Annotated in this window: 11 protein-coding genes; 7 read left to right on the forward strand and 4 right to left on the reverse strand. The window is 51.0% G+C overall.

Features of this window, described 5'->3' with window-relative positions; genetic code table 11:
* Positions 1-337: 337 nt before the first annotated feature.
* Together VGM55_RS18940 and VGM55_RS18945 are read right to left on the reverse strand one after the other, a co-directional pair.
* A complete protein-coding gene (locus tag VGM55_RS18940) occupies positions 338-619 on the reverse strand; it encodes a hypothetical protein (protein ID WP_331636334.1) in 282 nt (93 codons plus the stop codon).
* 103 nt (positions 620-722) lie between these two features.
* Positions 723-1,139, reverse strand: a complete 417-nt coding sequence (locus VGM55_RS18945; protein WP_331636336.1) for a Rha family transcriptional regulator — start codon at positions 1,137-1,139, stop codon at positions 723-725.
* 689 nt (positions 1,140-1,828) lie between these two features.
* Between VGM55_RS18945 and sohB the strand changes: the two genes are divergently transcribed.
* The gene (gene sohB / locus VGM55_RS18950) at positions 1,829-2,878 is read left to right on the forward strand and encodes a protease SohB (RefSeq protein ID WP_331636337.1); all 1,050 of its coding nucleotides are present in this window, start codon (positions 1,829-1,831) and stop codon (positions 2,876-2,878) included.
* Between the two features lie 140 nt (positions 2,879-3,018).
* On the opposite strand, the gene VGM55_RS18955 is transcribed toward sohB, so the two are convergent.
* Positions 3,019-3,270: a YciN family protein gene (locus VGM55_RS18955; RefSeq protein WP_154186876.1), complete on the reverse strand. Its 252-nt coding sequence runs from the start codon at positions 3,268-3,270 to the stop codon at positions 3,019-3,021.
* A gap of 400 nt (positions 3,271-3,670) precedes the next feature.
* Between VGM55_RS18955 and topA the strand changes: the two genes are divergently transcribed.
* The 6 genes from topA to acnA all read left to right on the forward strand — a co-directional run bounded on the left by topA (position 3,671) and on the right by acnA (position 11,308).
* On the forward strand, positions 3,671-6,268 hold the full coding sequence (gene topA, locus VGM55_RS18960; RefSeq protein ID WP_331636338.1) for a type I DNA topoisomerase: 2,598 nt from the start codon (positions 3,671-3,673) through the stop codon (positions 6,266-6,268).
* Positions 6,269-6,469: 201 nt separating this feature from the next.
* A complete protein-coding gene (gene cysB, locus VGM55_RS18965) occupies positions 6,470-7,444 on the forward strand; it encodes an HTH-type transcriptional regulator CysB (RefSeq protein ID WP_038471909.1) in 975 nt (324 codons plus the stop codon).
* Between the two features lie 346 nt (positions 7,445-7,790).
* Positions 7,791-7,919 carry a YmiA family putative membrane protein gene (locus VGM55_RS18970; protein WP_016536690.1) on the forward strand — a complete coding sequence of 43 codons (129 nt, stop codon included), beginning with the start codon at positions 7,791-7,793 and terminating at the stop codon, positions 7,917-7,919.
* Positions 7,910-8,092: a hypothetical protein gene (locus VGM55_RS18975; RefSeq protein WP_331636339.1), complete on the forward strand. Its 183-nt coding sequence runs from the start codon at positions 7,910-7,912 to the stop codon at positions 8,090-8,092. The genes VGM55_RS18970 and VGM55_RS18975 overlap by 10 nt, the downstream gene beginning before the upstream one ends.
* Positions 8,093-8,249: 157 nt before the next feature.
* Positions 8,250-8,348 (forward strand): small membrane protein YmiC, encoded by a 99-nt coding sequence (ymiC, locus tag VGM55_RS18980; RefSeq protein WP_331636340.1) that lies wholly within the window; start codon positions 8,250-8,252, stop codon positions 8,346-8,348.
* 284 nt (positions 8,349-8,632) lie between these two features.
* Positions 8,633-11,308, forward strand: a complete 2,676-nt coding sequence (gene acnA, locus VGM55_RS18985) for an aconitate hydratase AcnA (protein WP_331636342.1) — start codon at positions 8,633-8,635, stop codon at positions 11,306-11,308.
* A gap of 46 nt (positions 11,309-11,354) precedes the next feature.
* Here the strand turns inward: acnA and ribA are convergent, their stop codons facing one another.
* On the reverse strand, positions 11,355-11,945 hold the full coding sequence (ribA, locus tag VGM55_RS18990) for a GTP cyclohydrolase II (RefSeq protein ID WP_154186879.1): 591 nt from the start codon (positions 11,943-11,945) through the stop codon (positions 11,355-11,357).
* Between the last annotated feature and the right edge of the window lie 309 nt (positions 11,946-12,254).

Here is a 12,254-nt window from a genome sequence, read left to right on the forward strand (position 1 = left end):
ACAACAAACGGTTACTGGAACGGCTGGGTCATATCCCACCGGCAGAAGCGGAAAAGGCCTGGTACGCTTCCATCGGGAATAAGGATCTGGCAGCCTGAGTTCACAGACAAAACACTCTCCCGGAAAACCGGGGCGGTTCACACTGTAAAATCAATTGCCTGCAAGAGATGCGTCGCGTAGTAAAAAAATGCCCTACTGGTGATAGTAGGGCAAAGCGCGGTTCTTTCTGTATTGGAGTTCACGCATACAGTTATATAGAAATTAATAGCAGAGAGCTGGAAAATGTCGAGCAGAATGGCCGTATGGTGTTTGCGTCCGCTGATTACCATCGAGGTTTTCACCGGGTAGAAAGGATGTTAATTGCGCCGTGGCGCTCTACCAGTTTGTGTACATTTTCCTTGAGAACAGGATAGCTGACAGATTCTCCTGTTTTAAAACATGTAGTGGTGACCACGGAAATCAAAGACATCTGGTTAAGGCAGGCAATTGCTTTATGGCAGTTCTCAACAGAACCTGCGATTTTGATACATTTTGTCAGACGGTTTACCGGATAATCTTTCCCAAAATCACCGGAAAGTGACTGAAGAATAGCGGTACAAATCATTATATTTGCATCCATAACATATCCTTGTAGTGGTAAGATTTATTTCCATATACCGTGAAGTCGCTGTGTACTCTGCTGAACGACCAGATATAGAAGCACTTTAGAAGTGGTTTAAACTTTATTCATGCGAGTTGCCGGGGAGCATGTCGGTACCTTGCGACTGGACTGCACGCTGATGTAGCTCAGCTTCCATTTTATTGAAGGCATTGATGTAGTCGATTTTCCATTGGAGGGCTTTCTTGCCAGTAAAGCCCATCACGATCAGCACGAAAGCATCGCGGGTTAGTTCGAACATCGGCATTTTTCGCATGGCCCCGTCACCACCAGGCACCTCACGAACCACCTCCTTAAAATTCAGGAGATGGTATGCAGGATCGCAATCAGCCATAACTGCGCGAATTTTATCAATCACGTTATCGTGTCGTTTTTGAAAATAATTTGCTACAGCGATCGAGGTGGTCACCGCGCGGCTATTGTGAATGATGATTTCGGGGATGACTGCAGAGATCGGTTCTAACGATTGTGAATTTTTCATAGTGAAGATTCCTTTGTAGTAAGGATGATCACCACCGTCAGGTTCGAATCTTAGGGTGGTGAGACGTACAGGGTTCGAACTACCGGCTACAAAGGACCCGGCGAGCCTTTCAGCTCCCCTGCACGCCCCACCATAATGCGAAGGTGTGGCTATGCAAACGACAATAAAAAAGACGCTAGCGCGTCGTTGTCGCCTCTGTAGTGTCCGGGGTTCGAATCCCGGCACCAGATTTTGCTGGTGCATGGCGAGTATCGAAAAAAAACCTCATGGTGTCAACTTTCCGAAAAATTAGCGCACTGTATATAAAGGAAGGAACGATAATTTTTTGTTGTTTTCGCTGTGAACATGTAAAAATGCATTCGATATTTATCGTAACTCATTGAATCCATTGTTGTGAGTTACGGTATTTTGTGGTGTTTTACTGTGTGTTTTTTGAACTTATTATTTACTTAAGTTGTTGATAATAATTAATTTTATTTTATGGGGTGTATCTTTGTGCCTGAAAGGTGGGCGCATTTCAATCAGCCAGCAAGAGACAATGTTGAGGATTAACATTTTGCAAAAATTTCCCCGCGGCAAATCTCTTAAAGAAGCACGCTTGCTGCCTTTATAGTTACTTACAGACGAACGTGTGCCTGCTCGGGTACACTGAACGACATTAACAAGGCTCAGTGATAAAGGCGGTAAATGTGGATCTGATTGCTAACTATGGACTTTTTTTGGCTAAAGCGGTGACCTTTGTGGTTGCGATTGCCGCGATTGCCATCATTTTAGTTAACATTGCGCAACGTAAGAAACAGGCGCGCGGTGAATTACGGCTGACGAATCTAAGCGAACAGTATCAGGATATGCAGCAGGAGATGCAGGTTGCGATGCTCGACCCGCACCAGCAGAAACTGTGGCATAAAGAGGAAAAGAAAAAACTTAAGCTGGAAGCGAAACAGGCTAAAGCACGCGCAAAACGTGGCGAAAAGGCCAGTTCGGGCAAGCCAACGCTTTATGTTCTCGATTTTAAAGGCAGCATGGACGCTCACGAAGTGATTTCGCTGCGCGAAGAGGTGACAGCCGTGCTGTCCGTGGTGAAGCCGAAGGATGAAGTCTTACTGCGCCTGGAAAGCCCTGGTGGCGTCGTACATGGTTACGGACTTGCAGCGTCACAGCTGCAGCGCCTGCGTGAAAAGCAGGTGCCGTTAACCGTCGCGGTGGATAAAGTCGCGGCCAGCGGGGGTTACATGATGGCCTGCGTAGCGCAGCGTATTGTGGCCGCTCCATTCTCTATTATCGGCTCAATTGGCGTGGTGGCTCAGATCCCTAACTTCCATCGTTTGCTCAAGCGCAATGACATTGATGTTGAGCTGCATACCGCAGGGCAGTACAAGCGTACTCTGACGCTGCTGGGCGAAAACACCGAGCAGGGGCGTGAGAAATTCAGGGAAGATTTGAACGAAACGCACCACCTGTTCAAGCAATTTGTCAGCAGTATGCGTCCAACGCTGGACATCGAAGCGGTTGCTACGGGAGAGCACTGGTACGGCTCTCAGGCGAAGGAAAAAGGACTGGTGGATGACGTTGCAACCAGCGATGACCTATTGCTTGGCATGATGAAAGATTTTGACGCTATTAATGTGCGCTATCTGCAGCGTAAAAAAGTGATGGACCGTTTCACCGGTAGCGCAGCGAACAGCTTCGATCGCCTGTTGTTGCGCTGGTGGCAGCGTGGCGAAAAGCCGCTGCTATAAGTTGATGATAACTCTCCGAAAAACGTGGTTTTCGGCGGGTTAGGGTAAACCACCGAACATCATTCATTGCTTCTGGTCGTCGGAAGGTAAATGAACGTTGTCAGCAGTTTCATGCGAGGCCCTTGAGCCTCGCTTTTCGTTTAGTCTTGCAGGTGGTACTTATCTGAAAGCACGTGGGCCAGGTGTTTAAACATATTAAACACCGCGGTGCTCTTCGGCGTTGGCAGACCTTGCTCGTCCAGGAAATACTCCCCTCTAAATATCAGTACGCCATTTTTCTGTTCCACGCCGGTGGCTTCCATCCCGTGCAGGAAATCCTCATGTTCACGAATAATTTTGTTCGCCTCCACGAGGAGGGATTCGCGGTCAATAGGCTGAGTCGTCTCTTGCATGATGTTCTCCTTAAAAAACTGGCGCTAGTTTACGTCCGCTTAATGGAAAAGGGCAAATTTTCCCTGTAAACCCTGTGGCCTTAAAAAGGTTAACCGTGCTGGCGGGATCCGGTATTGCATGCTAATAAAGTTGCGTAACATATTTTATCAGGTAGAGTGTGACGCTTTCGCAAATCTGGCAACAGAATTGCTTGACATTCGACCAAACTTCCGTCGTGCTATGCCACTTGCTCGAAAATTCTGGCTTTCAATAACCGGCGTGTGAGCCACTGGTGATGCAGGTTATTGAAAAAAAGAGTTGATCTCCTTCTACACTGCCGCAATATAAAAAAGCGCGTCGCCGGTGGAAGGTGAAAATTTGCGACGTATTCCTGGAAGAATTAAATAGGTAAAGGTGAAAATGGGTAAAGCTCTCGTCATCGTTGAGTCCCCGGCAAAAGCCAAAACGATCAACAAATATCTCGGTAATGACTACGTGGTTAAATCCAGCGTCGGTCACATCCGCGATTTGCCGACCAGTGGATCAACCACCAAGAAGAGCGCTGACTCTGCTGCCGCCAAAGGGACCAAAAAGGTCAAAAAGGATGAACGCGGAGCGCTCGTCAATCGCATGGGTGTTGATCCATGGCATAACTGGGATGCTCACTACGAAGTGCTGCCGGGCAAAGAGAAAGTGGTCTCCGAGCTGAAATCTCTGGCAGAAAAAGCAGACCACATCTATCTCGCAACCGACCTTGACCGCGAAGGGGAAGCCATTGCATGGCGCCTGCGGGAAGTGATCGGTGGCGACGACACGCGCTACAGCCGCGTGGTATTTAACGAAATTACCAAGAATGCGATTCGTCAGGCGTTTGAAAAGCCGGGCGAGCTGAATATTGACCGTGTTAACGCCCAGCAGGCGCGCCGCTTTATGGACCGCGTGGTGGGTTATATGGTTTCGCCGCTGCTATGGAAAAAAATTGCGCGAGGCCTGTCCGCCGGGCGCGTTCAGTCGGTAGCGGTTCGCCTGGTGGTCGAGCGTGAGCGTGAAATTAAAGCGTTTGTGCCGGAAGAGTACTGGGAAATTGACGCTAACCTGTCCACGCCGAAAGGCGATGCGCTGCCTGTTCAGGTTAGCCATCATAAAGACAAACCTTTCCGCCCGGTTAACCGCGAGCAAACTATGGCGGCGGTTAGCCTGCTTGAGAAAGCGCGCTACACCGTATTGGATCGTGAAGATAAGCCGACCAGCAGCAAGCCTGGTGCGCCGTTTATCACCTCCACGCTTCAGCAGGCCGCCAGTACGCGTCTTGGCTTCGGCGTGAAGAAAACCATGATGATGGCACAGCGTCTTTACGAGGCGGGCCACATTACCTATATGCGTACTGACTCAACCAACCTGAGCCAGGACGCGGTGAGCATGGTGCGCGGTTATATCGAAGAGAGCTTCGGTAAAAAATATCTGCCAGCGGATGCCAATCAGTACGCCAGCAAAGACAACTCTCAGGAAGCGCACGAAGCAATTCGTCCTTCTGATGTGACCGTTCACGCTGAAGCGTTGAAGGACATGGAAGCTGATGCACAGAAGCTCTATCAGCTGATTTGGCGCCAGTTTGTTGCCTGCCAGATGATGCCTGCGAAGTACGATTCTACCACGCTGACGGTTGAAGCCGGTGAGTACCGCCTTAAGGCACGCGGCCGTACTCTCCGCTTTGATGGCTGGACAAAAGTGATGCCTGCGCTGCGTAAAGGTGATGAAGACCGGACCTTGCCGGCGGTGAATCCTGGCGAAACGCTGTCTCTGGTTGAACTGCTGCCGGCTCAGCACTTTACCAAGCCGCCTGCACGTTTCAGTGAAGCCTCCCTGGTTAAAGAGCTGGAAAAACGCGGGATTGGGCGTCCATCAACTTACGCGTCGATCATCTCTACCATCCAGGATCGTGGCTACGTGCGCGTTGAAAACCGCCGTTTCTACGCCGAGAAAATGGGTGAGATCGTTACCGACCGTCTGGAAGAAAATTTCCGTGAGCTGATGAATTACGACTTCACCGCGCAAATGGAAGACAGCCTCGACCAGGTTGCGAACAATCAGGCCGAGTGGAAAGGCGTACTGGATAATTTCTTCAGTGATTTCAGCGGTCAGCTTGAGAAAGCTGAGCAGGATCCGGAAGAGGGCGGTATGCGCCCGAATCAGATGGTGCTGACCAGCATCGATTGCCCGACCTGTGGTCGTAAGATGGGGATCCGCACCGCGAGTACCGGCGTTTTCCTTGGCTGTTCAGGCTATGCCTTACCGCCGAAAGAGCGCTGCAAAACCACCATCAATCTGGTGCCAGAGAATGAAGTTCTTAACGTGCTGGAAGGAGATGACGCGGAAACCAACGCCCTGCGCGCCAAACGTCGCTGCCAGAAATGCGGCACGGCGATGGACAGCTATCTTATCGATCCGAAGCGTAAGCTGCACGTTTGTGGTAATAACCCGACCTGCGACGGCTACGAAATCGAAGAAGGCGAGTTCCGTATCAAAGGTTATGACGGCCCGATCGTGGAATGCGAGAAGTGCGGTTCAGAAATGCACCTGAGAATGGGGCGTTTCGGGAAGTACATGGCCTGTACCAACGACGAGTGTAAGAATACCCGTAAGATCCTGCGTAACGGGGAAGTTGCACCGCCGAAGGAAGATCCGGTGCCGTTACCAGAACTGCCGTGTGAGAAGTCGGATGCCTATTTTGTGCTGCGCGATGGTGCGGCTGGCGTATTCCTGGCGGCGAACACCTTCCCGAAATCTCGTGAAACGCGTGCGCCGCTGGTCGAAGAGCTTTACCGCTTCCGGGACCGTTTGCCGGAAAAACTGCGCTATCTGGCCGATGCCCCTCAGGAAGATCCTGAAGGTAATAAAGCCTTTGTGCGTTTCAGCCGTAAAACGAAGCAGCAGTACGTTGCCTCCGAAAAAGAGGGTAAAGCGACCGGCTGGTCCGCCTTCTTCGTCGACGGCAAGTGGGTTGTCGGCAAGAAATAAGCCTGCCTGAAGATGAGAAAACCGGAGCCTGGCTCCGGTTTTTTTATACTGCTTTATATAACTCGTTTATTATCTTTTCATCGCATCTATACAAAGTAGCTATAACTGATATAGTGAGTAAAGCAATGTCAATTTTCGTTTTTTCTACGTCTTAACCCCCGCCATTTTCGTGCCGGGGCCTTTGACCCTGGACGGTAAGTCATGAAATTACAGCAGCTTCGTTATATCGTTGAAGTCGTCAACCATAACCTTAATGTTTCTTCCACGGCCGAGGGGCTTTATACCTCCCAGCCGGGGATCAGTAAGCAAGTTCGTATGCTGGAAGACGAACTGGGCATTCAGATCTTCGCCCGCAGCGGAAAACACCTGACCCAGGTGACGCCGGCCGGGCAAGAGATTATCCGCATTGCCCGCGAGGTACTTTCTAAAGTGGATGCTATTAAGTCCGTTGCCGGTGAGCATACCTGGCCGGATAAAGGCTCGCTGTATGTCGCGACAACCCATACCCAGGCACGCTATGCGTTGCCTGGCGTGATTAAAGGCTTTATTGAGCGTTATCCTCGTGTCTCTCTGCATATGCACCAGGGCTCGCCTACGCAGATTGCAGAGGCCGTTTCTAAGGGAAATGCGGACTTTGCCATCGCAACAGAAGCTTTGCACCTCTATGACGACCTGGTGATGCTGCCTTGTTACCACTGGAACCGTTCCATTGTCGTGACGCCGGATCACCCGCTGGCGTCAAAAGAGTCCGTGACGATTGAAGAGCTGGCGCAATATCCATTGGTGACCTATACCTTCGGCTTTACCGGGCGTTCGGAGCTGGACACCGCCTTTAATCGTGCAGGATTAACGCCGCGCATTGTCTTCACCGCAACCGACGCCGACGTCATTAAAACGTATGTTCGTTTGGGCCTGGGGGTAGGGGTGATTGCGAGCATGGCGGTGGACCCGATTTCTGACCCGGATTTGGTACGCATTGAAGCCCAGGGTGTCTTCAGTCACAGCACGACGAAAATTGGTTTCCGTCGTAGTACCTTCCTTCGCAGTTATATGTATGATTTTATTCAGCGTTTCGCCCCTCATTTAACTCGTGACGTAGTGGATACCGCGGTAGCGTTACGCTCAAATGAAGATATTGAAGCGATGTTTAAAGATATAAAATTACCGGCCAAATAATTCCCCAGGGTATCTTCGGTAAATCCGAAGATACCCTCGCTATTTATTAAACAAGAATTAAACGCATTTCCTCATCTATTCCCATTTCTTTCTAATAAGCCACATTATACCAATGGTTATTGTGTCGCAATTAAGAGACACAGCTAGTAAATAATTCGTAGTTGTGCAAACTTTGTGTTTCGATTATTTATTTCAGGTCAAAAGATTAAATCTTTTCTCCTTCTCATTGCGCAATTTTTCTGGCTTTTGAGCTAGAGTTTCTTTAGGATTAATCCCAACTGGCGATTAGTTATACCGATTGTTTGGAAATGTTACGATAAGTGGTGTCGATTGTATGAGGCTAGCAATGTCATCAGGAAGTGAACAACCGCAAAGGGATCCGGCGCTGAAACGCAAGGCGTGGATAGCGGTGTTTTTGGTTTCAGCCTTGTTCTGGCTGGTCGTGGCGCTGGTTGCCTGGAAATTTTGGGGGTAGCCATGTCTACTCGGGATAGGGTTCTTTCACAAAAAGTCGTTGCCCGCAACAGCGGAAAACCACAAAAGGTTGAGAAAAAAAGCGAAAACACGGCGCCTGAAGGCTGGGAGTTGACCACACAGCAGCAGGCTTTTATAGATTTGTTTTCTGAAGACGACAGCAAAAAACAATAAATTCGTTATTAAACTGTTTATTTTCTCTACGGACAACGAGTTCAATTTATTTACCGTAGGGAAACAAGTTATTTACTGATAATTACACGCAGCAATTCATACTGGCGACTGATTAATTAATCAGTCTTATTGCATATTGCAACATCGAGTGAAGTCTATGAATAACCACAGCGCCATTAAATACTGGTCCTGGATGGGAGCGTTTGCTCTGTCTGCTTTGTTTTGGATAGAGATGTTTCGTTCTCTTGCTAATTAATCTCTGCACCGCGTGGCTAGCCGCTGGGTGTCATACCGCTAACGACATGTTCAGTAATTAACGATGTACTGTTAAGCACGAATAGCATCAGCAGATAATCTTGTATGCTTTGTATCACGCCCTGGCTAACCCCCGGGGCGTTTTTGTTTATTCACGGTTAAGCCTCTTCGCGTCATTTATCAATTTGGGTTGTTATCAAATCGTTACGACAAGTTTGTGTTATCTTTAATAGTGACCCTGCTGATAATCAGGGCACTCGCTATCCCTGTCATAAAGGAGGAGCTATGTCGTTAACCCTACGCGAAGCCAGTAAGGACACTCTACGGGCGCTAAATAAAACCTGGCATTACTACAGCCTGCCGCTGGCCGCAAAACAGCTTGGGGATATCAGTCGTTTACCTAAGTCGCTAAAAGTTTTGCTGGAGAACCTGCTGCGCTGGCAGGATGAAGACTCTGTCACCCGGGAGGATATTCAGGCGCTGGCCGACTGGCTAAAACAGGCCCACGCCGACCGCGAAATTGCCTATCGTCCTGCCCGCGTGCTGATGCAGGATTTTACCGGCGTGCCGGCAGTTGTTGACCTTGCTGCCATGCGAGAAGCCGTGAAGCGTCTCGGCGGTGATGTGGCAAAAGTAAATCCGCTTTCCCCGGTCGATCTTGTTATTGACCACTCCGTTACCGTGGACCATTTTGGCGACAATGACGCCTTCGAAGAAAACGTTCGCCTTGAAATGGAGCGTAACCACGAGCGCTATGTCTTTTTGCGCTGGGGACAGCAGGCTTTTAGCCGCTTCAGCGTAGTGCCACCCGGCACCGGCATCTGCCACCAGGTGAACCTTGAGTACCTGGGCAAAGCCGTCTGGAGCGAAGAACAGAACGGGGAGTTTATTGCTTACCCGGATACGTTGGTGGGCACCGACTCCCACACGACGATGATCAACGGCCTTGGCGTACTTGGCTGGGGCGTCGGGGGTATTGAAGCCGAGGCCGCAATGCTGGGTCAGCCTGTCTCTATGCTGATCCCCGATGTTGTCGGCTTTAAGCTTGACGGTAAACTGCGTGAGGGGATCACCGCCACGGACCTGGTACTGACCGTTACCCAGATGCTGCGCAAGCACGGCGTGGTCGGCAAATTTGTTGAGTTTTACGGCGATGGCCTTGACTCACTGCCGCTTGCTGACCGGGCGACTATCGCCAACATGTCTCCAGAATACGGCGCTACCTGTGGCTTCTTCCCGATTGACGGCGTGACCCTCGACTATATGCGCCTCAGCGGACGCAGCGAAGAGCAGGTTGCGCTGGTTGAGGCCTATGCGAAGGCGCAAGGCATGTGGCGTAACACCGGCGATGAGCCCGTATTTACCAGCACCCTGGCGCTGAATATGAACGACGTGGAGGCGAGTCTTGCCGGGCCAAAACGGCCTCAGGATCGCGTCCCACTTGGCGGCGTCCCTCAAGCCTTCGCCGCCAGCAACGAACTGGAAGTGAATGCTTCCCATAAAGATCGTAACCCGGTTAATTACACCCTGGGCGGCCATGAATACCCGCTGCCGGATGGCGCGGTAGTGATTGCCGCAATCACTTCCTGTACCAACACTTCAAACCCGAGCGTGCTAATGGCCGCGGGGCTGCTGGCGAAAAAAGCTGTCAAACTCGGGCTGAAGCCGCAGCCATGGGTAAAGGCTTCGCTTGCGCCGGGCTCGAAGGTGGTATCTGACTACCTGGCGAAAGCGAAATTAACACCGTATCTCGATGAGTTAGGCTTTAACCTGGTTGGCTACGGCTGTACAACCTGCATCGGTAATTCGGGTCCGTTGCCGGATCCTATCGAGCAGGCGATTAAAAAAGGCGATCTCACCGTTGGCGCGGTGCTCTCTGGTAACCGTAACTTTGAGGGGCGTATTCATCCGCTGGTAAAAACGAACTGGCTGGCATCTCCGCCGCTTGTGGTGGCCTATGCGCTTGCCGGGAACATGAATATTGACCTGACCAAAGAGCCGTTGGGGCATGATGAAACCGGCGCCCCGGTTTATCTGAAAGACATTTGGCCGAGTAGCCAGGAAATTGCCACCGCCGTCGCGCAGGTGACCACTGATATGTTCCGCAAAGAGTACGCTGAGGTATTCGAAGGCACTGAGGAGTGGCGCAGTATCGAAGTAGAACGCTCGGCAACCTACGGCTGGCAGGATGACTCAACCTATATCCGGCTGTCGCCGTTCTTTGACGATATGGGCGCAGAGCCTAAACCTGTGGAAGATATTCATGGTGCCAGGGTGCTCGCCATGCTTGGGGATTCTGTCACCACTGACCATATCTCTCCGGCTGGCAGCATCAAGCCTGACAGTCCTGCAGGGCGCTATCTGCAGGGGCATGGCGTTGAGCGCGGGGACTTTAACTCCTACGGTTCGCGCCGGGGCAACCACGAAGTGATGATGCGCGGGACGTTTGCCAACATCCGTATTCGTAACGAAATGGTGCCGGGTATTGAAGGCGGTATGACGCGGCTGCTGCCGGGCGAAGAGGTACTTTCCATTTATGACGCGGCGATGCGTTATAAAGAGCAGGGAGTGCCGTTGGCCGTAGTTGCCGGTAAAGAGTACGGCTCCGGCTCAAGCCGTGACTGGGCGGCGAAAGGGCCTCGTTTGTTGGGGGTTCGGGTCGTTATCGCCGAATCTTTCGAGCGCATTCACCGCTCTAACCTTATCGGTATGGGCATTTTACCGCTTGAGTTCCCTCAGGGCGTAACGCGTAAAACACTTGGCTTAACGGGGGAGGAAAAGCTGGATATTAACGGGTTAAATCAGCTGAAACCTGGCATGGAGGTCCCCGTCACGCTGACCTTTGACGATGGGCGTAAGCAGGTTATTGACTGCCGCTGCCGTATCGATACCGGTAATGAGCTTACCTATTTCCGCCACGATGGCATCCTGCACTACGTGATTAGAAACATGCTGAAGTAAGAAATAAAAAAGCCCCGGAAGGGGCTTTTTTATTAAACCAGCGGTTTTACTCAGACAGCAGATGGCCCATTTTGGCGGCTTTGGTGTCCAGGTAGTGCGCATTTTTCGGGTTACGGCCAACGATCAGCGGCACGCGCTCAACGATATTGATCCCAGCCTCGGTGAGTATCTCGACCTTTTTCGGGTTATTGGTCAGCAACCGCACAGCGTCTACGCCCAGCAGCTTGAACATGTCGGCGCACAGAGTGAAGTCGCGCTCATCGGCCGCGAAGCCGAGCTGGTGGTTAGCCTCTACCGTGTCGTAGCCTTTATCCTGCAGCGCATAGGCGCGGATTTTATTCAGTAGGCCAATATTGCGGCCTTCCTGGCGATGGTAAAGCAGCACGCCACGACCCTGCTCGGCAATTTGCGTCAGCGCCGCTTCAAGCTGAAAGCCACAGTCACAGCGCAGGCTGAACAGGGCATCACCGGTTAAGCACTCGGAGTGAACGCGCGCGAGAACAGGTTGTTCCCCGCTAATATCACCGAAAACCAGGGCAACATGATCCTGCCCGGTTGCCACTTCTTCAAAACCCACCATCAGGAAATCGCCCCATGGGGTTGGCAGTTTGGCTTCTGCCACTCGTTTAAGCTGCATGTGATTCTCCAGGTACTTATATCGACACCGCAGTGTCTGCCAGCGGTCTGGCCTGTACGTTACTGCCGGACATTTTGCCATAACGCGCAGTACTTCGCTTCATTGGCGGATTAAAAAGCCATTTTTGCCAATTATCATGAAGCGGTTTAGCCATCGCGGACATTTTTCGGTTATTCTTTAAGGGCTTTCATTACCATGAGGTCTTCATGCAGGCAATCGCACAACGCATCGCAGCAGGCACAATTCTTCTGTTAATCATGCCGTTAATCGTCTGGTTCAGCGGCTGGCAATGAACCCCAGGTGGCAATG

The organism is Cedecea sp., from assembly GCF_036500665.1.
GTDB lineage: Bacteria > Pseudomonadota > Gammaproteobacteria > Enterobacterales > Enterobacteriaceae > Cedecea.

Excerpts from the sequence above, each read along its gene's own strand:
- VGM55_RS18940 (WP_331636334.1), bottom strand. The coding sequence starts at position 619 with ATGGATGCAAATATAATGATTTGTACCGCTATTCTTCAGTCACTTTCC.
- VGM55_RS18945 (WP_331636336.1), bottom strand. The coding sequence starts at position 1,139 with ATGAAAAATTCACAATCGTTAGAACCGATCTCTGCAGTCATCCCCGAA.
- VGM55_RS18955 (WP_154186876.1), bottom strand. The coding sequence starts at position 3,270 with ATGCAAGAGACGACTCAGCCTATTGACCGCGAATCCCTCCTCGTGGAG.
- topA (WP_331636338.1), top strand. The coding sequence starts at position 3,671 with ATGGGTAAAGCTCTCGTCATCGTTGAGTCCCCGGCAAAAGCCAAAACG.
- cysB (WP_038471909.1), top strand. The coding sequence starts at position 6,470 with ATGAAATTACAGCAGCTTCGTTATATCGTTGAAGTCGTCAACCATAAC.
- VGM55_RS18970 (WP_016536690.1), top strand. The coding sequence starts at position 7,791 with ATGTCATCAGGAAGTGAACAACCGCAAAGGGATCCGGCGCTGAAACGC.
- ymiC (WP_331636340.1), top strand. The coding sequence starts at position 8,250 with ATGAATAACCACAGCGCCATTAAATACTGGTCCTGGATGGGAGCGTTT.
- acnA (WP_331636342.1), top strand. The coding sequence starts at position 8,633 with ATGTCGTTAACCCTACGCGAAGCCAGTAAGGACACTCTACGGGCGCTA.
- ribA (WP_154186879.1), bottom strand. The coding sequence starts at position 11,945 with ATGCAGCTTAAACGAGTGGCAGAAGCCAAACTGCCAACCCCATGGGGC.